Here is a 26023-nt window from a genome sequence, read left to right on the forward strand (position 1 = left end):
CCCAGGTGTCGCAACGCGACGGACAGATAACGTTGTCCCCGCCCGGGCGCCGTGTCCCGAGTGCATCGCCGGACCGCTCGTGCCAGGGTGGACGGCGTGCGGATCACTCATATCGGGCATTCATGTCTGCTGGTCGAGACCGGGAACGCCCGCATCCTGACCGACCCGGGCGCCTTCGCCGAGGGTTTCGAGGACCTGACCGGGCTGGACGCGATCGCGATCACGCACCAGCACATCGACCACCTCGACACCGAGCGCCTGCCCGCCGTGCTGGCCGCGAACCCGCAGGCCGTGGTGCTGGCCGAGCCGGAGACGGCGGCCCTGCTGGCCCAGGCCGGGGTGCCGGTGCAGGCCCTCACGCCGAACCAGCCGGTGCGCGTCGCCGAGGCCGTCCTCACCCCGATGGGCGGGGTGCACGCGGAGATCCACGCCGACATCCCGCTGATCGGCAACGTGGGCCTGCGGATCGCTGCCCCGGGCGACATCTCGCTGTTCCACCCGGGCGACTCCTACGGCGCCCTGCCCGGTGAGATCGATCTGCTGGCCCTGCCGCTGAACGCGCCGTGGGCGAAGTTCAGCGAGACCGCGAACTTCGTGAGGGCGATCGCCCCGGGCCGGCTCTTCCCGATCCACGACGGCCTGCTGCAGCCCGCCGGGCGCGCCGTGTACCTGCGCAACCTCTCCGGGCTGCTGCCGGCCGGGGCCCAGCTGGTGGATCTGGCCGGGCAGGGCCCTACCGAGCTGTGATCCGCAGCGCCTTCAGGCCTTTCTCGGGAAGACCGGTGCAGGTCGCGTCGCCCTTCAGGCGGGCGGCCCCGGCGATGCAGCGGCCGATCGCCTGCTGCCCGTAGAAGTTCGGGTGCAGGGACTCGGCATAGTCGCCCTGGCCGGTGTAGTCGACGAAGCGCACCCACTCCACGTCGGTCGAGTTCGGCTCACCGCGGGGGTGGGTGGTGCCGTCGGCGCACAGCTCGTGACCGTCGAAGGCGTTGCTGAGGTCGAGGAACGTGGCGCCCTGCCGGTGCGCGGCCCGCTCCAGGGTGAGGCTGATCGCCGGGATGGCGCTGCGCGCCGTCCAGGTCATGTCCGGATCGGTGAACGGGCAGCGCCCACCGGTCCACTTGAACACCCGGGAGTGCCCCTCGTACTTGTCTTCCGCGGCGGTGGGCAGCGGGTTCGGGTACGACTGCAGCATCAGCCGGTAGTCGCCGTCGGCGTAGCCGGCCGCGCGCAGGGTGGCCCGGATGTCGGCGAGCACGGCCCCCACCGCCGCGCCCATGGCCGGCAGCTCGACGTCGAGGCGAGGCTGCTGCTCGGTCTTGCACGGGTCGTCGCGCAGCGTGTAGGCGGAGATGCAGTCGAACACCAGCTCGGGGAAGCTCAGGTCGTTGCCGCCGACCGAGAGCACCACCAGCTCGACCCGGCTCTTGCGGGCCAGGGCGGCCAGCTGGTCGTTCTGCGGCTTCTCGCCACGCATCCCGACCCCGCCCTCCACCGCCCGCAGCACGTTCGCGGCCTGGGCGCCGGAACAGGAGAGGTTGACCGGCCGGCCGGCCAGCCCGGCCTTGGTGGCGCTGATGATCGGGGCCGAGTCGGACCGGTAGCAGCCGCTCTTGGCGGTGCGGCCGTAGACCTTGCCCCGGTCGGAGTCGCCGAAGAGCTCGCCGTCGTCGCGTGACCAGGCCCGGTCGGTGCCACCGCGGTCGAACAGGAACTGGTCGGAGTTGCCGGCCCAACGGCCACCGGTGCCGGAGATGTAGCTGTCGCCGAGGCTGACCACCACCGGGTCGCCGGACGGGCGCTGTGGTTGCGGCTGCGCATCGGCGGAGGGTGGGACGGCCAGCAGCGCGGAGGCGGCCAGGGCCGCGACCGCGGCCCAACGCAGCACGCGCCCCTGCGTAGTAGTTCCGGTTGCCGACCGTGCCTGCGCCACGCGAACCTCCCCCGCCGGATGCCTCTGGCAGGGTCGCACCCAATGCGCTGTGTCCGCAATGGTTCACCGTCGGTAGTGCGGCGCGCGGAGGTCAGCCCGGCAGCAACGTCCGCGCCTGGTGCTCGTCCATGCCGGTCACCCCCAGCAGGTCCACCACCACCGACCTCAGCTGCGCCACCACCACGTTCGCCGACAGCGACTGTGCGCCCAGCTGTTCCGGGTCGAGGCGCCCGGCCAGGGCGGCCAGCGCGGTGGCCGAGACCATCCGCTCGTGCGCGGTGCCGACCTCGCCCTCCAGCAGCCGGAGGATCTCGGCCAGGTGGTCGAAGACGTCGGCCAGCTCGGCGGGCATCGGGGTGCCGGTCTCCAGGGCGGCCGCGATCCGGCGCACGGCCACCCGCATGTTGCGGGTGGCCCGGTCCAGCCCGACCAGGCCGCGGCGGTAGCGCTGCAGCTCGGGCCGGTGCCGGCGGCGCAGCGGAGACACCCGGCTGATCTCCTCGGCCCCGCGCAGCGCGTCGGTCCAGGCCTGGATGTCGTCCTGGGTGCGCCGGGCCCGTTCCAGGGCTGCATCGGCGCGTTCCGGGTCTCCGCTGCGCAGCACCGCGGCCGACTCCGACGAGATGGCCGCCAGCACCCGGATCAGGTCCTGCGCCTCCTGCCGCACGAACCGGGCCGGGTCAGCCGGCAGGAAGGCCACCACCACCAGGGCGGTGGTGCCCCCGATCAGCGCGTCCTCCCAGCGGTAGAGACCGCCCCCCGGGGTCTGCGGCATCGCGGCCAGGAAGATGCCCTGCACTGCCGACTGCGTGGTCATCAGGGCCCCGCCGCCGAGCAGCTGGGCCACCGACATGCAGACCAGCACCACCAGGGAGATCTGCCACCAGCCGTTGCCGAGCTCCTTCACCAGCAGCTCGGCGATGCCCACGCCGATGCTCACGCCCAGGGCGAGCTCGACCATCCGCCGCAGCCGCTGGGTGTCGGACAGGCCCAGGCAGACCACCGCCGCGATGGGGGCGAAGAACGGCCGCGGGTGGTCGAGCACGTTCTCCGCCACCAGCCAGGCCACCGCCGCGGCGATGCCGCACTGCAGGATCGCGAACCAGGCCATCCGGACCCGGAGCACACCGTCCCGCACCACCACACCCGAGGCTCTGATCACGGGTCAATCCTGGTGGGCAACCCCCGGCCCGGCCACCAGGGCGGGGCCACCACCCAGCGGCGGCGGCGTCATCCGTCCGTGCCCGGGGCCTCGGCGCCGACCGGCTCGTCCCAGTCCGAGAACGTGTAGGTGATCTCGTCGCTGCGGTAGCCGACCAGTTCCGCCTCACCGTCCGCCGAGGCGTACAGCGTCAGCGCCTCGTCCTCGGTCTGCAGCCCGATCGCCAGCCGGCCGTCGAACTCCTGACCGTCGACCTGCCGCAGGCCGGACATCTCGCTCCTCGACAGCTTGAGCAGCGTGTCGGTGTAGAAGGGGATCTCGGTGTACGTCAGGAACCCCGCCACCGGGCTCTTGGCGGTGATCGCTCTCCACTCGCCCTCCGGCTGCGCCCCCTTCACGCCGTACGCATCGAGAAAGTCCTGGTCACCCTTGAACCAGGCGTCGTCGCCGACCTTCAGCAGCTCGACCTGCTGATCGTCGGTGGGGGAGACCGAACCGGTGGCCGAGCCGTCGCGGTCGAGCCGCAGATCGGTGCTCAGGACTGCACCGGCGTTCTCCGATTCCATGCGCACCCGTACAGAGTCGGCCTTGCGCACCGAGGTGCGGACCAGCTTGTAGATCTCGACCGGCTGCAGCCCGTCGTAGGGGACCACTTGCAGGGTGTTACTCAGAGCAGTGGACGAGGGGGCGTCGCCCGACGCTGTCGAGTCGCCTCCGCAGCCCGCCAGCAGGGCCGTCGCGGTCAGGGTGATCAGCAACTTACGCAGTGCCATTGCGAGTCCGTTCGCACGCAGAACCGCGCCTTTGCGGTGATTTCCAATGGTTCGGACCCAGCCTAGAGAACATGGAAGGGGCCGAGGACGATTACCCTCTGGAACCGTGAAGGTTCTTGTGGTCGGGCCCGGAGCCCGTGAGCACGCCCTGGTCCGCTCCCTCGCCGCCGACCCGGGGGTGACGAAGCTGTACGCGGCACCGGGCAACCCGGGCATCGCCGGGCTGATCGGTGAGCGCAACTGCCTGCCGGTCGACACCCTCGACCCGCAGGCGGTCGCCGCCCTGGCCACCGACCTCGAGGCCGATCTGGTCGTGGTCGGGCCGGAGGCGCCACTGGTGGCCGGCGTGTCCGACGCGGTGCGGGCGGCCGGTGTCCCCTGCTTCGGCCCGTCGGCCGCCGCCGCCCAGCTGGAGGGCAGCAAGGCGTTCGCCAAGGACGTGATGGCGGCCGCCGGGGTGCCCACCGGCGCGTCGTACGCCTGCACCACCCTCGAAGAGGTGCAGAAGGCCCTGACCGAGTTCGGCGCGCCCTACGTGGTGAAGGACGACGGGCTGGCCGCGGGCAAGGGGGTCGTGGTCACCGAGAGCGTGGACGCAGCCCTGGCGCACGCCGCCGCCTGCCTGGACCGTGAGGGCGGCCGGGTGGTGATCGAGGAGTTCCTCGACGGCCCCGAGGTGTCGCTGTTCTGCATCACCGACGGCAAGACGGTGCTGCCGCTGGCCCCGGCGCAGGACTTCAAGCGCGCCCTGGACGGCGACCTGGGGCCGAACACCGGTGGCATGGGCGCCTACTCGCCCCTGCCCTGGGCCCCGGCCGACCTGGTGGACGACGTGGTGGAGAACGTCGCCCGGCCGACCATCGAGGAGATGGCCCGGCGCGGAGCCCCGTTCGTCGGCGTCCTGTACTGCGGGCTGGCCCTGACCAGCCGGGGCGTGAAGGTGATCGAGTTCAACGCCCGCTTCGGCGACCCCGAGACGCAGGTCGTGCTGGCCCGGCTGAGCACGCCGCTGGGCATGCTGCTGCGGGCCGCCGCGGTGCAGCACCTGGAGCACGTGCCCCCACTGGAGTGGCTCGACCGGGCCGCCGTCACCGTGGTCCTGGCTTCCGAGAACTACCCGGACACGCCGGTCAAGGGTGACGTGATCACCGGGGTGAGCGACGCCGACGGCTGGCCGGACGCCTGGGTGCTGCACGCCGGCACCGCGATCGAAGAGGGTGACCTGGTCGCGGCCGGAGGCCGGGTGCTCTCGGTGGTGGCCACCGGTGAGGACCTGACGGCGGCACGCACCACCGTCTACGCCGCCCTGGAGCGGATCGGGTTGCGCGGCGGGCAGTTCCGTAAAGACATCGCCGAGGCTGCGGCCGCGGCCGAGCTCACCGAGCGTCTGGCCCACCCCGCGGTGCCCAGCGAGTCCTGAGCCCGGCGCCGAGCCGCAGCGGAGTCGTTCAGGCTCCGCTGCGGCTCGCGGCGGTCTCTTACCTACTGACCGATCGCGCCGTCGGCCTTCTTCTGCGCCGCGTCGACCTGCTTCTCGTACTTGTCGCCGCTGGCCTGGTCGGCCGCGTCGCCACCGCGCTCCACGGCCTGGTCGCTGGCCTTCTCCACCTGCTCGGGGTGGTCCTCGGCGTACTGCTGGCCCTTGTTCTTCAGCTCGTCGAACGCGCCCATGACGTACTCCTCCCGGATTTCGCGGATACAACGGGTACAGCGGATCTGCGCTGCCCAGTCGAGCCCAGCCCGGAGGAGTCCGCGAGTTGATCAACCCCCGTCGCCGTCCCGGAAAACCGGGTGCAGGCGGGCGCTTCGCCGCGTAGCGTCCCGATGTGACCGCCACCACGATCGAAGTCCGCCCGGTCGGCGCGGAAGAGCTCCCTATCTGGGCCGCCCTGAATCACCGGGGTTTCCTGTCCACCACCCGGCCTTCCGAGGCCCGGCTGAAGCACTACCAGCGACAGTCGGCCGAATACCGGTTCTGGCTGGCCTACAGCGGTTCCACGCCGTGCGGCGCCTACCGCTCGTGGGACCTGGAACTGCCGGTGCCGGGTGCGGCGGCGGTGCCGACCCGGGCCATCGGCTCGCTGAGCGTCCTGGCCACCCACCGCCGGCGCGGCGTGGCCAGCAGCTTCGTGCGGGGTGCGCTTTCGGGTGCGCGGGAACGCGGTGCAGCGCTGAGTCTGCTGATCCCCAGCGAGTCGGGGATCTACGGGCGTTTCGGGTTCGGCGCAGCCACCGAGACCACGCACCTGGCGGTGGACACGCGCCGGATCACGCTGCCCCCGGCCGAGGGTCTCGAGCTGGAACTCACCGATGATGCGGCGGTGCGCGCAGTCGCCCCCGCGCTGTACCGGGAAGTGGCCGCGGGTATGCCGGGGGCACTGCCTCGCACCGACCTGTGGTGGGACGACGTGTGCGGGCTGCACGCGGACGAGGACGATGACGACGACCGGCCGGCGGTGATCGCCCGCGACCAGAGCGGTGCGGTGGTCGGCACGGCCAGCTACCGGATCAAGGGCGACTGGAGCCTGGACCATCAGGCGGACATCGAGCTGCAGGATCTGACTGCCGCGAATCCCGCTGCCTACAGTGCTCTTTGGCGGTTCCTGGCCGACCTCGACCTGACCGACCGGGTGCTCGCCGAGGACCGGCCGGTGCACGAACCCCTGGCCTGGATGCTGCCCGACCGACGGGCGATCACCGAGTCGCACCGCACCGACTTCCAGTGGGTCCGGGTGCTCGACGTGGTCGCCGCCCTGAGCGCCCGGGCGGCGCAGGGGCCGGGTCGGGTGGTGGTCGAGGTGGCCGATGCCGACGGGTACGCGAACGGCCGGTGGCTTGTGGACGCCGACGAGGACGGCCGCACGCAGGTCACCGCAACCGAGGTGGAGGCTGAGGTGACCCTTCCGGTACAGACCCTGGGATCGCTCTACCTGGGCCAGAACTCGCTGGTCCGGCTGCACGGCGCGGGCCGGGCCGACGAGCACCGGGCCGGGGCGGTGCGCAGGCTGGACCGGATGCTGGCCTGGGCGCCGGAGGCGGCGGTGGGGCACACCTGGTTCTGAGCAGCTGTCTCATGGTCGAGTCGCGGCTGCCTGGTCCTGCAGGGCCTGGAGCTGGGCCGGGGTGTCACAGTCCTCGGAGGCACCGCGATCGGGCACTTCGACGACGGTGAGCGAACGCACGAGGGCGCGCATGGGTTTCCCGGCCAGCGGGCTCAGTTCGCGCAGCGCGGTGATCAGCGGCGTGGTGCGGTAGACGGCGGCCAGGGGCTGCATCCGACCCTCGGCATCGACGAACAGGGCAGCCTCGGCGTCGGTGGTGGCGACCAGGGTCTCCAGCAGTAGCTGCACATCCGGCTCCCGCAGCCGGGCCAGATCGGTGGCGAAAACCCCCGTGAAGGGCGTCACCTCCGGATCCAGCAGCTCCACACCGGCCAGAAGGGCGGCCAACGGCCCGGTTCCGGGCGGCTCCTCGCGCGTCCACTCGACTTCTCGCGCAGAAGGACGTTTGTCACCGACGACCACGGTGAGCACAGCCGATTCGGTGGCCCGGAGGACGTTGTCGAGCAGGGTCACGCCGCCGATCTCCAGCGCCCCCTTGTCCACCCCACCCAGGCGTTCCCCGGTGCCGCCCGCCAGCACCACAGCAGCCAGATGCGTCATGACGTGGGCACCTTCGGTCCGGCCCCGGCCTGACCGGCCGAGGGCAACATCGTGGCCAACGGATCACCGAACTCCTGCACGCGCTCCAGCACCTCACCGAAGTCCAGTTGTCTCAGCGCCCCGGGCGATTCCAGCTCGTCCCAGGTACGGGGCGCCGCCGCCGTCGGCCGCTCCCGGCCGCGCGGGGAGAACGGGCAGATCGTGGTCTTGGCCGAGTTGTTCTGGCTCCAGTCCAGCAGCACCCGGTTCTTGCGCAGGCTCTTGGTCATCCGTGAGACCACCAGGCGGGGCAACTTCTTCTCCAGTTCCTCGGCCAGACGGTGGGCGTACTCCCGGACCGTCGTCGCATCCTGCTTGCCCGACACCGCTGCGTACAACTGCATGCCCTTGCCCCCGGAGGTGACCGGATGCGGCTCCAGGCCGTCCTCGCGCAACCTCTCCTGCACTGCGAAGGCGACCTCGCAGCATTCCGGCAGACCGGCCGGGGCCCCTGGGTCGAGGTCGATCACCAGCAGGTGCGGATCCTTGGCACCGCCGCGCGGGCCGACCCGCCACTGCGGCACGTGCAGCTCCAGGGCCGCCAGGTTGGCCGCCCACATCAGCCCGGCCAGGTCGTCGATCAGCGGATAGGTGACCATCTCGCGGTCCTTCGTGCTGCCCGGGGCCGGCAGGGTCACCTCGCGCAGCCACTTCGGCGCGCCCCGGGGCACGTTCTTCTCGAAGAAGCTGGGGCCCGCCTCCACCCCGTCGGGCCAGCGCTTACGCGTGGCCGGACGATCGCGCAGATGCGGCAGCAGCACCTCGGCCACGCCGGTCAGGTAGTGCAGCAGCTCGCCCTTGGTGGTGCCGGTGGACGGGTAGAGCACCTTGTCGAGGTTGCGCAGCCGTAGCGTGCGCCCGGCCACCTCGACCAGTTGTTCCTCTCCAGGCAACGGGCCCCCCTCAATCCACGCTCACTCGTACCGGACGTCCTCTGGTTCCAGGTCGCTGCGGATACCCCGGAAGACCGGCTGCCGCAGCCTTCCGCCCTCGGTCCGCCCGAGGTGCCGTACGTCCACCACGACCCGCGGCCGCACCCAGGTCGCCCCCTTGGCATCCGGCCGCGGCACCGTGTCGTCGAACGGTGACTTCTCCAGTTCTAGCGGTGCCAGCAATCGGCGCAGCTCGGCCTGCGGCCCGGCGGCGGTCAGGCCGCTGCCCATCCGCCCGACGAAGCGCAGTACCCCCGGCGCCGCCCACACCCCGATCAGCAGCGCCCCGATCTGCGCGCGGTCGTTCACCTCCGGCCGCCAGCCCCCGATCAGCACCGACTGCACCCGCCGGTGGGCCAGCTTGCGCCAGTCGCTGCTGCGCGCCCCGGCCCGGTAGACCGAGCTGCGCCGCTTGGCCACCACCCCCTCGAGCCCCTGCTCCCGGGTGGCCTCCAGCAGGATCTCGACGTCCTCGTAGACCGGCGACAGCTGCCAGTGCTCCCCCGAGGCGGGCAGGCGTTCCAGCGACTCCCGCCGTTCCTGCCAGGAGCGCCCGGTCAGGTCCACGCCGTACATCCGCAGCGCGTCGAAGGCGATCAGGGTGGCCGGGTTGCGAGCCGCCAGCGCAGCGGCCTTGCGCGGGTCGCTCAGGTGGATCCGGTCGGCCAGGGCGGTGAACGAGGGCAGTCCCTGCTGCAGGATCACGATCTCGCCGTCGAGCAGCACGTCCGGATGGGCCCGGCCGATCGCCGTCAGCTCGGGGAACGCCGCGGTGATCTCCCGTTCCGACCGGCTCCACAACCGCACCGAGCCGTCGTGGATGTCGGCCAGCACCCGCCAGCCGTCCCACTTGACCTCGTAGGCCCAGCGCACGCGGTCCGCCGGGAGCCCGCGGTCGGGATCCGCCGCGGTGGCCAGCATCGGACGCATGTCGCCATCAGAGCACACCGCAGCCGCAGATCACTGGGGCTGGCCGACTCGATCGCCACCTCAATCGCCGACTCACCCGAACCGATGACTTTCCCCGTAGACGCAGGTCAGTACGAATGGACACGCACCTGCCCTGGCACCGTGGTGGTCGAGCGGTCATGCTGGGTGACAGGTCTGCGCGTGTCCGCCTTGACACCGGATGTCGGTTCGGTCCCGTGCCGCCAGGGTCGACGTGAGTGCGACAGCGAGGGAGATCCACGATGCGAGCGATCTGGAAGGGCGCGGTCTCGTTCGGCCTCGTCAACGTGCCGGTCCGGCTGTTCTCGGCGACCCAGGAACACGACATCCGCTTCCACCAGGTGCACCGCGAGGACGGCGGGCGGATCCGGATGCGCCGGGTCTGCAGCGTCTGCGGCGAGGAGGTGGCGTGGGACCAACTGGCCAAGGGCTACGAGGCCGAGGACGGCCGGCTCGTGGTGATGACCGACGAGGACTTCGAGGCCCTGCCGCTGTCCACCAACCGCGAGATCGACGTGATCGAGTTCGTCCCCACCGGGCAGGTCGACCCGGTGCTCTTCGGCAAGTCCTACTACCTGGAGCCGGACTCCCGGGCGGCCAAGCCCTACGCCCTGCTGCGCGAGGCGCTCGAGGCCACCGATCGGATGGCCGTGGTGAAGGTCGCTCTGCGTCAGCGTGAGTCACTGGCCGTGCTGCGGGTGCGCGAACAGGTCATCATGATGCAGACGTTGCTGTGGCCGGACGAGATCCGCGCGGCCGACTTCCCGATCCTCGAGGAAGACGTCGAACTGCGCCCGCAGGAGCTGCGGATGGCCGCCTCCCTGGTCGACTCGATGGCCGCCGACTTCGAGCCCGAGGAGTTCGAGGACGACTACCAGCAGGCCCTGGTGAAGCTGGTCGAGGCGAAGCTCGAGGGGGCCGAGCCGGCCCCGGTGGAGGCCTCCGACGAGGCCGCCACCGAGGTGGTCGACCTGCTCTCGGCGCTGCAGGCCAGCGTCGACCGGGCCAAGGCGGCCCGGGGCGAGAGCACCGGCGAAAAGGACGAGAAGCCGGCCCGCAAGAGCGCGAGCAAGGCCCCGGCCAAGAAGGCCACGGCGGCCAAGAAGAGCAGCACGGCCAAGAAGGCACCGGCCAAGAAGACCGCCACCAAGACGGCGAGCAAGAGCGCCGCGAAGAAGGCCCCGGCCCGCAAGTCGGCCTAACGGCCTGACTTTCCGTGCTCGCCCGACCGCGTTCCGGCATCTGGCGGGCGGCTGGTTCTTGTGACACCCTCACGGCGCGCCGACGCCTGCTGGTCCATGCCCCGCGAGTTGTCCGGCCAAGATCCGGAACAGCTGTAGGCGAAGGCGGCAGGCGTGCTCAATCCCGTGCGACGAGCACTGCTGGTGCTGGCGATCTGCAGTTTCGGCCTCGGGACGGGTGAGTACGCCAGCCTCGGCCTGCTGCCGGACATCGCCCAGGACCTCGACATCACCGCCACCCAGGTGGGCAACCTGATCTCGGCCTACGCGCTGGGGGTGGTGATCGGGGCGCCGGTCCTGGCCGCCGTCTCGGTCCGGTTCCCCCGTAAGGGCCTGCTGATCAGCCTGGTGCTCGCGCTGGCGGTGGGAAACCTGCTCTCGGCCGCGATGCCGAGCTTCTGGGGCCTGCTGGCCATGCGCTTCCTGGCCGGCCTGCCGCACGGCGCGTTCTTCGGCCTGGCCTCGGTGCAGGCCGCCAACCTGGTGCCGCAGGCCCGGCGCAGCCAGGCCATGGCCGTGGTGTTCGCCGGGTTGACCATCTCGAACGTCGTCGGCGTGCCGCTGACCACCTACATCGGCCAGAACACCTCCTGGCGGCTGGTGTTCGTGCTGGTCGCCGTGGTCGAACTGGTCGGCGTGCTGGGGATGCTGGTGGCCGTGCCCCGCAGCGCCCGGGCCGACCGGGACGCGCCGGACGGCCCGAACCTGCGCACCGAACTGCGGGCGTTCAAGAACCTGCAGATCTGGCTGTCGCTCGGGGTGGCGATGATCGGCTGCGGCGCGATCTTCTCCACCTTCAGCTACATCGCGCCGATGATGACCGAGGTCGCGGGGTACGCCGAGGAGAGCATCACCCCGCTGCTGGTGCTGTTCGGGCTGGGCATGACCTTCGGCAACCTGGTCGGGGCGCGGCTGTCCGACCGGTTCGAGGTGACCCGGGTGATCTACGGCGTGATGGCGGCCCAGGTGGTCGTGGCCGGGATCTTCTTCTTCGCCTCGAGCAACCGGATCGCCTCGGCAGTAATGATCTTCGTCTTCCCGTTCTGCAACACGATGGCCTTCCCGGCCCTGCAGAACCGGATCATCACGATGGCCGGTGGCGCCCCGAACCTGGCCGCCGCGAGCATGCACGCGGCCTTCAACATCGCCAACTCCCTGGGCGCCTGGCTGGGCGGCCTGACCATCGCCGCGGGCTGGGGCTACAACGCGCCCAACCTGGTGGCCGTGGGGCTGGGCCTGGTGGCCGCGCTGATCGCGATGTACGCGGCGCAGATGCAGCACTCGCTGGTCCTCACCCTGCGCCCGAGCCTCGGTGACGTGCCCCCGGCCAGCAACAACCAGGCCCACGAGGCCCTGAGCGCCGACCCGGCCGCGACGGCTCCGCGCGGCCTGCGGATACCGGTGGTGGGCCTGAACACCAACCCGATCCCGATGGTCGGCCACTACACCAACACCGGCCAGATCCCCGTGATCAAACCCCAGCCCGTCTGGCCCACCGGCCCGCTGCCCGCAGCGCACGTCCGTCCCTTGGCCGCCGCGTCCGCCAGTTCCGCCGCCACTGCCTCCCAGCCCGTGGCGCCGAACCCCACCCCCGCCGACGACAAGCCCTCAAGCACATCAGCGCCGATCACATCCACGTCGGCCACCACAGGCCCCACTGCATCAGGCCCCACCACCTCGGGACCCGCCACCCCAAGGCCCGCCACATCCACGCCGTCCACCCCAGGCTCCACCACATCAGGCCCCACCCCCTCCACCCCCCCCACCCCAGGCCCGGCCACCGCCCCCCCCCCCCCCGTTCCCACTTCCGGGCCGCCCACCGCCCCCACGCCCGCAATACCGGCACCCGCCGCCAGCCCCACGCCTGCGCCGACCTCCGCGCCGGCACCGTCCACCCTGGCCGCGTCCACCTGGGAAGAGCAGATGAAAGACATCCTCGACCTGGCCGCCCCCAGGATCGAGGCAATGCTCAATGCCCCCGAACAGCCGCAGCCGGCCTCAGAAACACCCGCCGAAACCTCCAAGCCCGACGCAGCGGTTTCCTCTTGGCGAGCGGTCTCACCCCCCGCGACGGTCACCGTTCCGGCAGAACTGCTCAACGAGCCGCCCGAAGCAGTCCTCGACTCCGGCACGACCCCAGCCGTACCCAGGACACCGCCGAACTAGGGCCTGTCCTGTGGATCAGCGCCGTAGCGAGGAGGTGCCGGTAGGCGCCCCGCAGTAGGCGAGTGATCCGCAGGACAGGCCCTGACCCGAGCCCCGGCCCCGAATCCCCGGCCCCCACCGACCGCCCAGCCCAGCCTCAACGGGCGCGAGCGGTTGTACGCTGGGAGCAGCCAGTGGCGACCGCAGCCGTCCGTCCGTTCGGCGCTTGGGCTCAATGATGCCGCCCCGCAGCTTTTTCCCCTACCGTCCGCTTTTGCTTGCCTCTCAAGCAAACGACGCGCCCTGGCCGACCGCGAGACCTCAGCGGCTGCCGTCCCAGGGGCGGGGCCGCTCACTGATGTGCACGAAAGAGGCGGCAGGCCATGTTCACTCCCGTACGGCGAGCCCTTCTGGTGCTGGCCATCTGCAGCTTCGGCCTGGGTACAGGTGAGTTCGTCGCCCTCGGGCTGTTGCCGGACATCGCCGCCGATCTCGATGTGAGCGTGCCCCAGGCGGGCAACCTGATCTCGGCCTACGCCATCGGCGTGGTCATCGGGGCGCCCCTGCTCACCGCCGCCAGCGTCCGCTTCCCCCGCAAGGGTCTGCTGATCAGCCTGGTCGTCGCGCTGGCGCTGGGCAATCTGCTCTCGGCGGTCATGCCCGGCTTCTGGGGGCTGCTGATCATGCGGTTCCTGGCCGGTCTGCCGCACGGCGCGTTCTTCGGTGTGGCGGCGGTGCAGGCGGCCAACCTGGTGGCGCAGAACCGTCGCAGCCAGGCGATGGCCATGGTGTTCGCCGGGCTGACCATCTCCAACGTGGTGGGCGTGCCGATGGCCACCTACATCGGGCAGGGCACGTCCTGGCGGGTGGTGTTCGCCCTGGTGGCCCTGATCGAACTGGCGGGCGCCCTGGGCGTGCTGGCCGCGGTGCCGCGCAGCGAGCGGATCGATCCGAGCTCGCCCGAGGCCCCGCACCTGCGCAAGGAACTGGGCGCCTTCCGGAACCGGCAGGTCTGGCTGGCCCTGGCGGTGGCCACGATCGGCGGCGGGGCCACGTTCGCCACCTTCAGCTACATCGCGCCGATGATGACCGAGGTGGCCGGCTTCGCCGAGTCCAGCCTCTCGCGCCTGCTGGTGCTGTTCGGCCTGGGCATGACCGTGGGCAACCTGATCGGGGCCCGGTTGTCCGACCGCTTCGACAGCAACCCGGTGATCTACGCCGCGATGGGGGCGAACGTGCTGGTGGCCGCCACCTTCTACTTCGCCTCGAGCAACCAGGTGGCCTCGGCCGTCCTGATCTTCCTCTTCCCGTTCTGCAACACCATGGCCTTCCCGGCCCTGCAGAACCGGATCATCACGCTGGCCGGCGGGGCGCCCAACCTGGCCGCGGCCAGCATGCACGCGGCCTTCAACATCGCCAACTCCCTGGGCGCCTGGCTGGGTGGTCTGACCATCGCCGCGGGCTGGGGCTACAACTCCCCCAACCTGGTGGCCGTCGTCCTCGGATTCCTCGGCACCCTGATCGCGGTGTATTCGGGACGGACCCTGGCGCCCACCACCCCCGCGCCCAGCGCACAGAGACAACACAGCCCCGCCGCCCTGACCGACCACTGATCAACCCGACTGAAGACGTCCGTGGTCACCACGGACGTCTTCAATCGGGTTCTGCGCTGGTCGGCGAACCCGGCGCGCTTGTTGAGTTTTCACGCACGGAGGACGATTCGCCCGATTGGTGATGAATGCCGTGCTGCACTCACGCTGCATTCACCGGAGAATGACCGGATGTGGCCAACAAGGCGTGCAACGGCTCCGGAATCAAGCCGTGGATGCGCCCCTGGACGGGCAGAATTACCCGTACGGCCGAACGGGTGACCGGGTTAACTAGTCGTGATCGAGCAAGCGACTTCCGTAGCTTGCCTCTCCCTTGAGGCCTGGACAAGTTCAACTCTGAGTGCACTACCCTGTTCCGATGGTGACATTGGTATCGTTCCGTGACGAACGATCCGCGCACCGCAACGATCAGGTCCGGACTTCGTCACGGGGGGATGTGAGCACGATTCGCGGCAGGCAGCGCTCCGACCTGTTCGACCGCAACGGGCAGGCCGAGCCGGCAGAGAAGGCGGAGAAGACAGCGCGCCGCCCCGACGTGGTGGACCTGCGGGTGCCCGCCGATCCGGCCTACCTGGCCGTCGTGCGCACGGCCGCAGCCGGCCTCGGCACCCGCCTGGACCTGACCCTCGACGAGATCGAAGATCTGCGGATCGCCGTGGACGAGGCCTGTTCCCTGCTGCTCGCCGGGCGGGCCCACCCGGGCCGCACCCTGGAGGCGGCCTTCGAGGTCGGGCTGGTCGGCAGCCAGCATCTGTCGGTCACCATCTCCGGGCCGGTGGCCCACCTGCCCCGCGAGGCGAGCTTCTCGTGGTCGGTGCTGCGCGCCCTGGCCGGAGACGTGCTCACCGGAGGCGGGGCCGAGGGGGCCTGGATCAAACTGAGCGTACCGGGGCGGGCGGAGAGGTGAGTCTGCAGCCGGACGCCGACGCCCGCCTGCACGTAATGCCGCGCAGTCAGCCGGGAATCGTCCACCGGGTGGGGCCGGAGCAGCCGGGCGAGCGCGAGGTGCTGGACCTGGACGACCCGGATCTCGCCGCCCCGGGCGAAGAAGAAGACGAGGAAGAGGTACCGGTAGATCCAGACACCGCCGTACCCCTGGCCGATCCCGACCTGTTCCGGCTGGCCGCGATGCCCCCGGCGCACCCGCAGTACCAGCAGCTGCGCCGCGCGGTCATCGAGGCCCATCTTCCCCTCGTGCACCACCTCGCCCAACGCTTCAAAGGCCGCGGCGAACCCTACGACGACCTCGTCCAGGTCGGAACCATCGGCCTCCTGCACGCCGTCGACCGCTTCGACCCCCAACGCGGCGCCTTCGCCGCCTTCGCCGTCCCCACCATCGTCGGAGAGATCCGCCGCCACTTCCGCGACCGCGGCTGGGCCATGCGCATCCCCCGCCGCATCCAGGACCTCGGCCGCCGCGTCTCCGAAGCCCGCGAAACCCTCACCCACACCCTCGACCGATCCCCCACCGTCCGCGAGATCGCCGAACATCTCGACGTGGACGCGGATCTCGTGCTCGAGGCGCTGGAGACGGCGAGCGCATACATCACCGTGCCGCTGCAGACCACGGCCGACGACTCCGACCGGATGGGCAAGTCGTTCGAGGACGCCGGGCTGGAACTGGTCGAGCAGCGCGAGACCCTGCGCCCTCTGCTGGCCCGGTTGCCGGTGCGCGAACGCCGCATCCTGGAGCTACGTTTCGGCAAGGGTCTGTCCCAGTCGCAGATCGCCGCCGAGGTGGGGGTCTCGCAGATGCACGTCTCCCGGCTGCTCACCAAGAGCCTGAACATCCTGCGCAGCGGCCTCACTCAGGAACTCTGAGACGCGATCTTGTGGGAGCCTGACCCCATGCAGACGTCAGACCCGACCGGACGCATCACCCGTGACCAGAACGGCGCTCGCCTGGTGTTCACCCGGGCCTACAGCGTTCCGGTGCAGCAGTTGTGGGCCGCCCTGACCGAGCCGGAGCAGACGGCCCGCTGGATCGGCCGGTGGGAGGGCGATCCCACCTCGGGCACGGTCTCGCTGCACATGTCGGCCGAGGAGGGCACCCCGGCCAGCCCGGTGCGCATCGACAGCTGCGCCGCGCCCTACGTGCTGGCCGTGACCACTCCGGCCGAGGGTGAACCGTGGACGCTGCGCCTGGTGCTGAGCAGCACCGCCTCGGGCAGCAGCCTGACCTTCACCCACGAGCAGGCCGGCTCCCCCGACCTGGGCAGCATCGGCCCGGGCTGGGAGTTCTACCTCGACCGCCTCGCCGCCGTGCTGGACGGCGGCGAGGTTCCGGAAGACTTCGAGAAGTACTATCCGGTGCGGGCTTCCGTCTACGCCTGAGAGTTTCTCACTCCGGCAGCAGCGAGTGGCGCACCACGGTCTGCTCACGGCTCGGGCCGACCCCGACCGCGGAGATCCGCTGACCCGAGATCTCTTCCAGGGCGAGCACGTACGCCTGGGCGTTCTTCGGCAGGTCCTCGAACGTGCGGGCCGCGGAGATGTCCTCGGTCCAGCCCTCGAAGTGCTCGTAGACCGGCTTGGCGTGGTGGAAACCGGTCTGCGTCATCGGCATCTCGTCGTGCCGCACCCCGTCCACGTCGTAGGCCACGCAGACCGGGATGCGCTCGATGCCGGTGAGCACGTCGAGCTTGGTGAGCACGAAGTCGGTGACGCCGTTGACCCGGGCCGCGTAGCGCGAGATCGGCGCGTCGTACCAGCCGCAGCGCCGCGGGCGGCCGGTGGTGGTACCGAACTCACCGCCGACGTTGCGCAGCCGGTCGCCCCACTCGTCGTGCAGCTCGGTCGGGAACGGGCCCTCGCCGACCCGGGTGGCGTAGGCCTTGGCCACCGCGATCACCCGGTCGATCCGGGTCGGCGGTACGCCGGAACCGGTGCAGGCGCCGCCGGCGGTGGCGTTCGACGAGGTGACGAACGGGTAGTTGCCGTGGTCGACGTCGAGCAGGGTGGCCTGGCCGCCCTCGAAGAGCACCATCTCGCCCCGGTCGAGCGCGTCGACCAGCGTCTTGCCGGTGTCGGTGACCATCGGGCGCAGGCGCTCGGCGTAGGCGATCAGCTCGTCGAAGACCTCGTCGACCTGGATGGCCCGCCGGTTGAAGGCCTTGACCAGCAGGTGGTTCTTGGACTCGAGGGCGCCCTCGATCTTCTGCCGGAGGATCTTCTCGTCGAACAGGTCCTGCACCCGGATGCCGACCCGGCTCATCTTGTCGGCGTAGGTCGGGCCGATGCCGCGGCCGGTGGTGCCGATCTTGCGCTTGCCCAGGAACCGCTCGACCGTCTTGTCCAGGGTGCGGTTGTACGACGGGATCAGGTGGGCGTTGGCCGAGATCAGCAGCTTGGAGCAGTCGATGCCGCGGGCGGTCAGGCCCTCGATCTCCTGGAACAGCACGGCCAGGTCGATGACCACGCCGTTGCCGATCACCGGGATGCAGTCCGGCGTCAGGATGCCCGAGGGCAGCAGGTGCAGCGCGTACTTCTCACCGTCGACGACCACGGTGTGGCCGGCGTTGTTGCCGCCGTTGAACTTGACCACGTAGTCGGCTTCGGCGCCGAGGGCATCGGTGGCCTTGCCCTTACCCTCGTCGCCCCACTGGGCGCCGACCAGAACGATCGCGGGCATCTACCGGGCTCCTTAGCTCACCCCTGGGTGTGGGGTCCGGTGATTGATGCTACCGCGACGACAGTGCATCGCCCGGACGCCCCCCGGGCCTGTCGATCACTGGTCCAGATGCTTCAGCAGCGTCTCGGCCAGCCCGTTGCCGGACATCCAGGCCTGTTCCACCCGGGAGCGCGGGCCCCAGGCGTCCGAGCAGACACCGATCAGGCCGGGCTCTTCACCCGTCCCCAGCAACCGGAACGGCTCCAGATGGGTGCGCGCCGGCGCGGCGAACGACCAGCGGTGGATGCGGGCCCACTCGGCCCGCGGCGTGGGCTCGACGCCCAGCACCCGGCCCAGTTCGGCCAGCATCGGCTCGATGCCGGAGCTCGGGTTCTTCAGCCGGGTGCGGGCGAACTCGCTGGTGCTGTGGGCGACCAGCAGGGGCACCCCGTCGGCGTGGCTGCGGCCGCTGTCGGCGATCCAGGTGAGCACGTCGGAGTGGTTCACGAAGACCCCGTCGAACTCCGGCCACCAGCGCTGCGCCCAGGGCGCCCAGAGCGCGAGCACCGGCTGCTGACCGGAGTTCTGCACCCCGAGCCGGGCGGCGACCGGCGCCGGCACCAGACGCTCGGCCTGCGGGTCGGGCATGGCCAGCACGACCGCGGCCACCGGTTCCCCGTCGACCGTGGGGCGCCCGTTCTCCAGGCCCACCGACTCGACCAGGTGCGCCGTCTCCACCCGCAGCCCCTGGGCCAGGTTCTCGACCAGACCGCGCAGGCCTCCGGCGCCGGGCACGGTCGACCAGCGCTGCAGGCCGTTCTCCTGCCGGCGCAGGCCCTGCTCGTCCAGCACCGAGAACCGGTCGGTCCAGGGCTGGGCCAGGCCGGCCCGCTGCCAGGTGGCCACCACGTGCGCGAAAAGGGCCTCCCGCACGGTGAAGTAGGGAGCGCCGATGTCGACCGCGTGGCCCACCGACAAGGACGAGACCGGCCCGACGTACTCGGTCTTCACCGCCATCCGGCCGCCGATCCGGCGACCGCGCTCGAAGACCCGGACCCTCACCCCTGCGTCGTGCAGGCGGCGGGCGCAGGCGATGCCCGCGATCCCGCCGCCCACCACGACGACGGTCTTGCTCAGCGCGGGTCCGCCCAGCTCAGAACGTTGAGGGCGGAGGCGGCCTCCGGGTCGCAGTCGGCCACGAACTTGGCGATGCGCTCGCGCTCCTCGTCCTCACCGATCTCGGCGGCGGAGCGGCCGAGCGCGGCCAGCGCCCGCAGGAAACCCTGGTTCGGCAGGTGCGACCACGGCACCGGGCCGTGCCCCTTCCAGCCGTTGCGGCGCAGGGCGTCCAGGCCCCGGTGGTAGCCGGTCCGCGCGTAGGCGTAGGCCTCCACGTCGTTCCCGGCCTCCAGCGCCCGCTCGGCCAGGGCCGCCCAGGGCAGGCAGTGCGCCGGGTTGGCGGCGGCGACGTTCTCCAGCGGGGCCCCCGCGGCGATCGCGTCGCGGGAGACGGCGTCGTCCGGCAGCAGGGTGGGCGGCGGCGAGTTGAGCAGGTTATGCGGCGTGGTCACGGAGGTGATTGTGCCCCAGCCCGCCGGTGAGACGCCCGTCCGCCCCCGGCCCGGCGCCGGCAAAGGTGCGTGGCCCGGCGAGCCGGGCCACGCGTCCGCCGCTCTACTTGATCTTCGTACCCGCGCTGCGCAGCGCCTCGCAGGCCTCGACCACCCGGGCCGCCAGACCCGCCTCGGCGGCCTTGCCCCAGGCCCGCGGGTCGTACTGCTTCTTGTTGCCGACCTCGCCGTCGATCTTCAGCACGCCGTCGTAGTTGCGGAACATGTGCTCCACCACCGGCCGGGTGAAGGCGTACTGGGTGTCGGTGTCCACGTTCATCTTGACCACGCCGTAGTCGACGGCGGCCGAGATCTCCTCCGGCAGCGAACCGGACCCGCCGTGGAAGACCAGGTCGAACGGCTTCTCGCGGCCGTACTCGGCGCCGATCTCGTCCTGGATCTGCTTGAGGATCTCGGGGCGCAGCTTCACGTTGCCCGGCTTGTACACGCCGTGCACGTTGCCGAAGGTGAGAGCCGTGATGTAGCGCCCCTTCTCACCCAGGCCGAGGGCCTCGACGGTGGCCTTGGCGTCGGCCACGGTGGAGTACAGGTGCTCGTTGATGTCGTGCGAGACGCCGTCCTCCTCGCCCCCGACCACGCCGATCTCCACCTCCAGAACGATCTTCGCGGCGGCGGTGCGCTCCAGCAGTTCGGCGGCGATCTTCAGGTTCTCGTCCAGCAGCACCGCCGAGCCGTCCCACATGTGCGACTGGAACAGCGGGTTCTCGCCCCGGTCGACGCGTTCCTGGCTGATCGCCAGCAGCGGGCGCACGTACCCGTCGAGTTTGTCCTTCGGGCAGTGGTCGGTGTGCAGCGCGATGTTGACGTCGTAGTTCTTGGCCACCTCGTGGGCGAACTGGGCCAGCGCCACGGCCCCGGTGACCATGTTCTTGATCGTCGGGCCGGAGGCGTACTCGGCCCCGCCGGTGGAGATCTGCACGATGCCGTCACTGCCCGCCTCGGCGAACCCGCGGATCGCGGCGTTCAGCGTCTGGGACGAGGTGACGTTGATGGCGGGATAGGCGAACGACCCGGCCTTGGCCCGGTCGAGCATCTCCGCGTAGACCTCGGGGGTTGCAATCGGCATCTGCGCTGCTCCTGTGCGGTTCGTCGCGTGCGGTTTTCGCTCTGCGGCTCGGCGGTAACTCGTCTACGGCTCGGGTACGGCCCTCGGAGACATGTCCTGCCGCCGATCCTTGCACGTAACGCCTGCCCGAACCCGTCTCCAAGCGCGGCCATGAGGCTCGAATTCCTCGACGGGGCCGCCGTTTTACACGCGCCGGTGTCATCCACCTCCGGCTTCCCGGGCCAATCGACGAACGGTCGTGTCCAACTTGTCCGGACAAGCACGGAGTTCAAACCGGTTCAGGTGATCAACACGACATTCCGGACGCTGGTGCGACGTCGGTTCAGTACTCTCGAACCTGTCCGGACAACGTGATCCAGACAACGAGTGGCGTGCATCAAGTACCAGTGATCCAGGCAACTCCGCCAGGGCCTTCCGGCCTCCCCGGCACCACCACGCCGGTCTCGTAGGCCACCACCACCGCCTGCACCCGATTCCGCAGCCCCAGCTTGGCCAGCACCGAGCTGACGTGGGTCTTCACCGTGGTCTCGCTGACCACCAGATGCGCGGCCAGATCGGTGTTCGACAGCCCGCGGCCCATCCCGGCGAAGATCTCCTTCTCCCGCTCGCTGAGGGTGGCCAGCCGGGGAGACCAGTAGGCGTGGGCAGGCCGGTCGGGGCCGCCCGGCAGGGCCGGAGGCTGGGCGCGCTCGAGCTCCAGGCAGTGGGCGATCAGCGTGTTGGTCACCACCGGGTCGACCAGGGAGTTGCCGGCGTGAACGGTACGCACGGCTGCCACCAGAACGTCCGGGCCCGCGTCCTTCAGCAGGAAACCGCTGGCACCGGCCCGGATTGCACCGAGGACGTACTCCTCGTCGTCAAAGGTGGTCAGGATCAGCACCGCCGGCTGAGGGCCCCCCGCCGCTCCTTCGGCCAACAGCCGGCGGGTGGCCTCGATCCCGTCCAGCACCGGCATACGGATGTCCATCAGCACCACGTGCGGTTGTTCGGCCGCGACCATCGCCAGCGCGGCGGCACCATCAGCGGCCTCGCCGACCACGGTCAGATCGGGCTCGTGGTCGATGATCATGCGCAGCCCCGCCCGGATCACCCCCTGGTCGTCGACCACGGCAACACGGATGGGCTGGTTCAACACGGTGTACATCCTGCCCGTCAGGGGTTTGTTTTAGGACGCTGGCCCGCCTCTTTGGTGACCATCGGCACCTTGGGTGCGGGAGGGCGTCCTCAATTTTGCTTTTGAAGGCCGTAATTCGTGCCTTTGGGTGTTGAAAGGTGTTCAGCCGGCGTGCGGCAGCGCCGTCTGGTTCATCAGCGACTCGCTGGACACAGCCGTGGTCAGCCGGGCCCGCACCAGCCAGCCGCCCAGGTGCGAGCGGCCGATCTCGAGAGTGCCGTCGCACGAGGCCGCCCGCTCGCGCATACCGACCAGACCGTGCCCCGAGCCGAAGGTGGACGAACGACCTACCGGCATCGGCTGCCCGGTGGCCGCACCGACCGCTGGAATGCCGGAGGGCTGGGTGGCGGCCCGCCGGGACCAGCGGGTGCCCGCGCCCTCAGCCGACGAGGTCCCCCGCCCACCGTCGTCGTGGACCTCGATGACCAGCTGGTCCCCCGAGGGCTCGAGGGCCACCAGCGCCTGCCCGGCCCGGGCGTGGATCAGCGCGTTGGTCAGCGCCTCCTGCACGATCCGGACCGCCGCCAGCTCCACCGCGGCCGGCAGGATCGGCTGGATCGGCGGCAGACCCAGCTGGACCGGCATGCCCACCGCCTGCATCCGGGCCGCGATCTCGGGGATCTCGGCCAGCGTGGTCTGCGGGGCCAGGGCGGCTCCCGAGTCGGTGGAACGCAGAACCTTCACCACCTGACGCATGGCGGCCAGGGTGTGCTGCCCGTCCAGGGCGATCCAGCGCACGGCCTCGCGCAGCTGCTCGGGCTGGGCGTCGGCGACCCGGTCGGCGGCCTGGGCGCGCAGCACCACGGCGCTGATGTGGTGCGCCACCACGTCGTGCAGCTCCCGGGCGATCCGGGTGCGCTCGGCCATCACCATCTGGTCGGTCTCGATCTTGCGCAACCGTTCCACCTCCTGCTGCCGCCGGCGTAGCTCCTGGTTCGCCTGCTCCTGCCGATAGGACGCACGGCCGAGCAGAACGGTGGCAACGAAGGCGCAGCCGAACAGCGCGGTGCGGGAGAAGTTGAAGTCCCAGAACGAGTAGGCCTCCGGGTACTGCAGGAGCGACAGGAGGGGCCACGACTGCCAGTCCGGCCCGCTGACCCAGTCGTGCCGGAACACCCCGAAGAGGCCGACGAGAAGTCCCCAGTGGGCACGCATGGCCCCGCGCGCCGCCACCGTGTACCCGGCCAGGGCGTAGGGCAGGATGTGCCAGTTGCTGCTCAGCCAACTGCCGTAGGCGTCGGGGTAGAACAGCGCCAGGGCGATCAGGGTGAGCCGGGGGAAACGGTCGCGGGTGAGCAGCACCAGCGTGATCACCGCTCCGAGAGCCTGGTACTCGTACACGCCGATGCCCGGGTACCAGCCGTGCCGGGGCAGCCAGTACATGGCCAGGGCCCAGCTCAGGCCCACCGCGGTGGCCACCAGCGCCGGACGCCCGGGGGGCAGGACCCGGTCGCGCAGGAACACGGCGACCCGCACGGCCGGGCTCGGGCTCGTGCTCGTGCTCGGCCTTGGGGACGGGCTCGTCACCGTTCGACGATACGGCCGGGGAGGCGGGCCGGGCCTCCTCCCGGAGGATGAACCCCCTCGTTCCCGAACCTCGTTCTAGAGGACGAGCCGGGCGCGCACAGACCGTTCCGGCGCCCGATGTGGTCAACGGTCCGGTGCAGCCACGCTTCCGGCATGCCTGGAACCGATCTACGCGGCACCCCCACCGGCCTTCTGCGGGGCAGGCCGGCTCACACCCTCCGGCTACGGCCCGAGGCTGCTTCGGCGCTGTGGCCGAAGTCCCGGACGGGCCTGGTGGTGCAGGCGATCGACGCCCGGCAGCACGCCCGCTACGCCGAGTCGCACTCGGCCAGCATCCTGCAGACCCCGGCCTGGGCCGGGGCGAAGCCGTCCTGGCGCAGCGAGAGCATCGGCTGGATCGAGCAGGGGGAACTCGTCGGCGCTGCGCTGGTGCTGCACCGGCCGGTGCCCGGCACCAACCGGAGCCTGGCCTACGTGCCGGAGGGGCCGGCCCTGCCCTGGCACCAGGTGGTGCGCGAGCCCGCCCGGTGGCTGGACCCGTTCCTGGCCCACCTGCGCTCGCAGCACGCGTTCGCCGTGCGGATCGGGCCGGCCCAGGCGGTGCGCACCTGGAGCACCGCCACCGCCAAGCGCGGCCTGGCCGCCCCCGGGGCCCGCCGCTTCTCCGACCTCGAACCCGACCAGGTGCACCCGGAGGGCACGGCGTTGCTCGAGGTCCTGCGCGAGAAGGGCTGGACCTCGCTGGAGGACGAGTCGGGGCACTTCAGCGCCGGCCAGCCGCGGCTCGGGGTCCGGCTGGACCTGCGCGGGCAGACCCCGCAGGACCTGCTCAAGGGCATGAACCAGCAGTGGCGGCGCAACGTGAAGCGCTCGGCCGCGGCCGGGGTGCGGGTACGCCCGGGCTCGGAGGCCGACCTGGCGGTGTTCCACCGGCTCTACGTCGAGACCGCCGAGCGGGACGGCTTCACCCCGCGCCCGCTGAGCTACTTCCGGACCATGGGGGACGCCCTGGGCCCGGTTCTGCGGCTCTGGGTGGGCGAACTCGAGGGTGAGGCACTGGCCGCGGCGATCACCGTCGACGCGGACCGCACCTGCTGGTACACCTACGGCGGCTCGACCTCCCGCAACCGCGACGCCCAGGCCTCGACCGCGGTGCAGTGGGCCGCGATGCGGGCCGCGCTGGCCCGGGACTGCTGGGTCTACGACCTACGCGGTATCGCCGACACCCTGGACGAGGCCGAGAAACTCTCCGGGCTGCTGCGTTTCAAGCTGGGCACGGGCGGATCCGTGGTGGAGACCGCCGGGGAGTGGGAGTTCGTTCTTTCCCCGCTGTGGCACAAGGCGTTTCAGGCTCATCAGCGTATCCAGAAGGCGCGGTCATGACGTTTCGGCTGACGATCGACGAACCCCGCTGGCACGCCGCGATCCGGCGGGCAGCCGCGCAGTCTCCCGGGCTGGTGCCGGTGATCAAGGGCAACGGCTACGGTTTCGGGCGCGAGCGGCTGGCCGAGCTCTGCGGCCGCCTCGGGGTGGACACCGTCGCCGTCGGGACCGAGGCCGAGATACCCTCGGTACGGCTGGGTTTCCACGGGACGATCGCGGTGATGGCGCCGCTGGGCACAGCCGACCTGAACCCGGAACCGCGGCCGACGCAGGTGTTGCGCACGGTGGCCCACGCTTCGGTGGTGCGTCACCTGGCCGGCCTGGGGGCGGCCGGACCGGCGGCGGTCCTCGAGCTGGACTCCCCGGTGCATCGGCACGGTGTAACTCTTTCCGAGCTGGCCGAACTGGCCGCTCCGCTGCGTCAGGTGCGGCTGGCCGGCGTAGCGATGCACCTGCCCAGCGGCGGCGACCGGCGGCGGGTACTGGAGTCGGTGCACCTGGCCCTGGACGCGCTCGGGCGGGCCGGGATCCCGCTCAGCACTTTCTGGGTCTCGCACCTGACCCCGCCGGAACTGGCCCTGGTGCGGGCGGCTCATCCGGGCGTGCAGGTGAGGCCGCGGATCGGGACCAGCCTCTGGCTGGGCGACCGCCAGGCCTTCCGGGCCAGTGGCACCGTGCTCGATGTTCGCCGGATGCCGCACCGGCAGGCGGTGGGCTACCGGCAGCGCCGGTTCGCCGGGGGCACGCTGCTGGTGGTCTCCGGCGGCACCGCGCACGGAGTCGGGCTGTACGCCAGCGCCGCCCACAGCGGTCTGCGGGACGTGCTCAAGGGCGCGGTGCTGGGGGCCGCGCGCGGGGCAGGCTGGGCGCCCTCACCGTTCCACTGGGCCGGGCACCGGCTGCACTTCGCCGACGTGGCGCACATGCAGGTCTCGATGCTGGCGGTGCCGCCCCATCTGAGCGCGCCGACGGTGGGCGACCGGCTGGACTGTGACATCCGGATGACGGTGAGTACGTTCGACGCGGTGGAACTGAGGCCGGGGGTGAGCGAGCCGGAGGCGAGCTGGCCGGCGGCTTCCTGAGGGTTCATACGGATTTGTCCCAAGTCGGAACCCGACGGGCTACCGTCGAGTTGAACTCTCCAGCGGGCCCGACGTCGTGCCGATCAGGGGGGACACGCGGGGTTC

General features: G+C 71.0%; 24 protein-coding genes. 11 read left to right on the top strand and 13 right to left on the bottom strand.

Annotated elements, in window-relative coordinates:
• The first annotated feature begins 96 nt into the window (after window positions 1-96).
• The gene (locus LWF15_RS01895; RefSeq protein ID WP_232808560.1) at window positions 97-747 is read left to right on the top strand and encodes an MBL fold metallo-hydrolase; all 651 of its coding nucleotides are present in this window, start codon (window positions 97-99) and stop codon (window positions 745-747) included.
• On the opposite strand, the gene LWF15_RS01900 is transcribed toward LWF15_RS01895, so the two are convergent.
• The 3 genes from LWF15_RS01900 to LWF15_RS01910 form a co-directional block, all read right to left on the bottom strand.
• Entirely contained in the window at window positions 734-1888 is a 1155-nt protein-coding gene (locus LWF15_RS01900; RefSeq protein WP_232808561.1) for an SGNH/GDSL hydrolase family protein, read from the bottom strand. The genes LWF15_RS01895 and LWF15_RS01900 overlap by 14 nt on opposite strands.
• Window positions 1889-2024: 136 nt before the next feature.
• Complete coding sequence (locus tag LWF15_RS35885; RefSeq protein ID WP_285616593.1) at window positions 2025-3095, bottom strand: FUSC family protein; 1071 nt, start codon at window positions 3093-3095, stop codon at window positions 2025-2027.
• Window positions 3096-3163: 68 nt separating this feature from the next.
• On the bottom strand, window positions 3164-3868 hold the full coding sequence (locus LWF15_RS01910; protein WP_232808562.1) for a hypothetical protein: 705 nt from the start codon (window positions 3866-3868) through the stop codon (window positions 3164-3166).
• A 106-nt stretch (window positions 3869-3974) separates the two neighbouring features.
• On the opposite strand from LWF15_RS01910, the gene purD reads away from it, so the two are divergent.
• Window positions 3975-5288: a phosphoribosylamine--glycine ligase gene (gene purD / locus LWF15_RS01915; protein ID WP_232808563.1), complete on the top strand. Its 1314-nt coding sequence runs from the start codon at window positions 3975-3977 to the stop codon at window positions 5286-5288.
• A 62-nt stretch (window positions 5289-5350) separates the two neighbouring features.
• On the opposite strand, the gene LWF15_RS01920 is transcribed toward purD, so the two are convergent.
• Window positions 5351-5539, bottom strand: coding sequence for an Rv0909 family putative TA system antitoxin (locus LWF15_RS01920; RefSeq protein WP_232808564.1), 189 nt, complete (start codon window positions 5537-5539; stop codon window positions 5351-5353).
• Window positions 5540-5694: 155 nt separating this feature from the next.
• Here LWF15_RS01920 and LWF15_RS01925 point away from each other — a divergent pair, with 155 nt between their 5' ends.
• Window positions 5695-6930, top strand: coding sequence for a GNAT family N-acetyltransferase (locus LWF15_RS01925; protein WP_232808565.1), 1236 nt, complete (start codon window positions 5695-5697; stop codon window positions 6928-6930).
• A gap of 9 nt (window positions 6931-6939) precedes the next feature.
• Here the strand turns inward: LWF15_RS01925 and mobA are convergent, their stop codons facing one another.
• The 3 genes from mobA to ligD (LWF15_RS01940) are packed head-to-tail and all read right to left on the bottom strand — an operon-like array spanning window position 6940 to window position 9431.
• Window positions 6940-7530 carry a molybdenum cofactor guanylyltransferase gene (mobA, locus tag LWF15_RS01930; protein ID WP_232808566.1) on the bottom strand — a complete coding sequence of 197 codons (591 nt, stop codon included), beginning with the start codon at window positions 7528-7530 and terminating at the stop codon, window positions 6940-6942.
• A complete protein-coding gene (gene ligD, locus LWF15_RS01935) occupies window positions 7527-8462 on the bottom strand; it encodes a non-homologous end-joining DNA ligase (RefSeq protein ID WP_232808567.1) in 936 nt (311 codons plus the stop codon). The genes mobA and ligD (LWF15_RS01935) overlap by 4 nt, the downstream gene beginning before the upstream one ends.
• A gap of 21 nt (window positions 8463-8483) precedes the next feature.
• Window positions 8484-9431 carry a non-homologous end-joining DNA ligase gene (gene ligD, locus LWF15_RS01940; protein WP_232808568.1) on the bottom strand — a complete coding sequence of 316 codons (948 nt, stop codon included), beginning with the start codon at window positions 9429-9431 and terminating at the stop codon, window positions 8484-8486.
• A 260-nt stretch (window positions 9432-9691) separates the two neighbouring features.
• Here ligD (LWF15_RS01940) and ku point away from each other — a divergent pair, with 260 nt between their 5' ends.
• From ku to LWF15_RS01970, 6 genes are all read left to right on the top strand, one after another.
• Window positions 9692-10651, top strand: a complete 960-nt coding sequence (gene ku, locus LWF15_RS01945) for a non-homologous end joining protein Ku (RefSeq protein WP_232808569.1) — start codon at window positions 9692-9694, stop codon at window positions 10649-10651.
• A 153-nt stretch (window positions 10652-10804) separates the two neighbouring features.
• Window positions 10805-12856: an MFS transporter gene (locus tag LWF15_RS01950; protein ID WP_232808570.1), complete on the top strand. Its 2052-nt coding sequence runs from the start codon at window positions 10805-10807 to the stop codon at window positions 12854-12856.
• 362 nt (window positions 12857-13218) lie between these two features.
• Window positions 13219-14448, top strand: a complete 1230-nt coding sequence (locus LWF15_RS01955) for an MFS transporter (protein ID WP_232808571.1) — start codon at window positions 13219-13221, stop codon at window positions 14446-14448.
• A 433-nt stretch (window positions 14449-14881) separates the two neighbouring features.
• Window positions 14882-15352 carry an ATP-binding protein gene (locus LWF15_RS01960; RefSeq protein ID WP_232808572.1) on the top strand — a complete coding sequence of 157 codons (471 nt, stop codon included), beginning with the start codon at window positions 14882-14884 and terminating at the stop codon, window positions 15350-15352.
• Entirely contained in the window at window positions 15349-16266 is a 918-nt protein-coding gene (locus LWF15_RS01965) for a SigB/SigF/SigG family RNA polymerase sigma factor (RefSeq protein ID WP_232808573.1), read from the top strand. The genes LWF15_RS01960 and LWF15_RS01965 overlap by 4 nt, the downstream gene beginning before the upstream one ends.
• 27 nt (window positions 16267-16293) lie before the next feature.
• Window positions 16294-16779 (top strand): SRPBCC family protein, encoded by a 486-nt coding sequence (locus tag LWF15_RS01970; RefSeq protein ID WP_232808574.1) that lies wholly within the window; start codon window positions 16294-16296, stop codon window positions 16777-16779.
• Between the two features lie 7 nt (window positions 16780-16786).
• On the opposite strand, the gene LWF15_RS01975 is transcribed toward LWF15_RS01970, so the two are convergent.
• From LWF15_RS01975 to LWF15_RS37245, 6 genes are all read right to left on the bottom strand, one after another.
• Complete coding sequence (locus LWF15_RS01975; protein ID WP_232808575.1) at window positions 16787-18076, bottom strand: adenylosuccinate synthase; 1290 nt, start codon at window positions 18074-18076, stop codon at window positions 16787-16789.
• Between the two features lie 96 nt (window positions 18077-18172).
• Window positions 18173-19171, bottom strand: coding sequence for an NAD(P)/FAD-dependent oxidoreductase (locus LWF15_RS01980; RefSeq protein ID WP_232808576.1), 999 nt, complete (start codon window positions 19169-19171; stop codon window positions 18173-18175).
• A gap of 17 nt (window positions 19172-19188) precedes the next feature.
• Window positions 19189-19626, bottom strand: a complete 438-nt coding sequence (locus LWF15_RS01985; RefSeq protein ID WP_232808577.1) for a DUF3151 domain-containing protein — start codon at window positions 19624-19626, stop codon at window positions 19189-19191.
• Between the two features lie 103 nt (window positions 19627-19729).
• Window positions 19730-20752, bottom strand: a complete 1023-nt coding sequence (fbaA, locus tag LWF15_RS01990; RefSeq protein ID WP_232808578.1) for a class II fructose-bisphosphate aldolase — start codon at window positions 20750-20752, stop codon at window positions 19730-19732.
• 376 nt (window positions 20753-21128) lie between these two features.
• The gene (locus LWF15_RS01995) at window positions 21129-21896 is read right to left on the bottom strand and encodes a response regulator transcription factor (protein ID WP_352396433.1); all 768 of its coding nucleotides are present in this window, start codon (window positions 21894-21896) and stop codon (window positions 21129-21131) included.
• 132 nt (window positions 21897-22028) lie between these two features.
• Window positions 22029-23453 carry a sensor histidine kinase gene (locus tag LWF15_RS37245; protein WP_232808580.1) on the bottom strand — a complete coding sequence of 475 codons (1425 nt, stop codon included), beginning with the start codon at window positions 23451-23453 and terminating at the stop codon, window positions 22029-22031.
• Window positions 23454-23606: 153 nt separating this feature from the next.
• Here LWF15_RS37245 and LWF15_RS02005 point away from each other — a divergent pair, with 153 nt between their 5' ends.
• Window positions 23607-24836 (top strand): lipid II:glycine glycyltransferase FemX, encoded by a 1230-nt coding sequence (locus tag LWF15_RS02005; protein WP_232808581.1) that lies wholly within the window; start codon window positions 23607-23609, stop codon window positions 24834-24836.
• Window positions 24833-25918, top strand: coding sequence for an alanine racemase (locus LWF15_RS02010; protein WP_232808582.1), 1086 nt, complete (start codon window positions 24833-24835; stop codon window positions 25916-25918). Before LWF15_RS02005 ends, LWF15_RS02010 begins: the two co-directional genes overlap by 4 nt.
• The last annotated feature ends 105 nt before the right edge of the window (window positions 25919-26023 follow it).

The organism is Kineosporia rhizophila (assembly GCF_021277265.1).
Taxonomy (GTDB): Bacteria; Actinomycetota; Actinomycetes; order Actinomycetales; family Kineosporiaceae; genus Kineosporia; species Kineosporia rhizophila.

Coding starts and splice junctions, on each gene's coding strand:
- LWF15_RS01910 (WP_232808562.1), bottom strand. CDS start 3,868: ATGGCACTGCGTAAGTTGCTGATCACCCTGACCGCGACGGCCCTGCTG.
- LWF15_RS01920 (WP_232808564.1), bottom strand. CDS start 5,539: ATGGGCGCGTTCGACGAGCTGAAGAACAAGGGCCAGCAGTACGCCGAG.
- mobA (WP_232808566.1), bottom strand. CDS start 7,530: ATGACGCATCTGGCTGCTGTGGTGCTGGCGGGCGGCACCGGGGAACGC.
- ligD (WP_232808568.1), bottom strand. CDS start 9,431: ATGCGTCCGATGCTGGCCACCGCGGCGGATCCCGACCGCGGGCTCCCG.
- ku (WP_232808569.1), top strand. CDS start 9,692: ATGCGAGCGATCTGGAAGGGCGCGGTCTCGTTCGGCCTCGTCAACGTG.
- LWF15_RS01955 (WP_232808571.1), top strand. CDS start 13,219: ATGTTCACTCCCGTACGGCGAGCCCTTCTGGTGCTGGCCATCTGCAGC.
- LWF15_RS01970 (WP_232808574.1), top strand. CDS start 16,294: ATGCAGACGTCAGACCCGACCGGACGCATCACCCGTGACCAGAACGGC.
- LWF15_RS01975 (WP_232808575.1), bottom strand. CDS start 18,076: ATGCCCGCGATCGTTCTGGTCGGCGCCCAGTGGGGCGACGAGGGTAAG.
- fbaA (WP_232808578.1), bottom strand. CDS start 20,752: ATGCCGATTGCAACCCCCGAGGTCTACGCGGAGATGCTCGACCGGGCC.
- LWF15_RS01995 (WP_352396433.1), bottom strand. CDS start 21,896: ATGTACACCGTGTTGAACCAGCCCATCCGTGTTGCCGTGGTCGACGAC.
- LWF15_RS02005 (WP_232808581.1), top strand. CDS start 23,607: ATGCCTGGAACCGATCTACGCGGCACCCCCACCGGCCTTCTGCGGGGC.
- LWF15_RS02010 (WP_232808582.1), top strand. CDS start 24,833: ATGACGTTTCGGCTGACGATCGACGAACCCCGCTGGCACGCCGCGATC.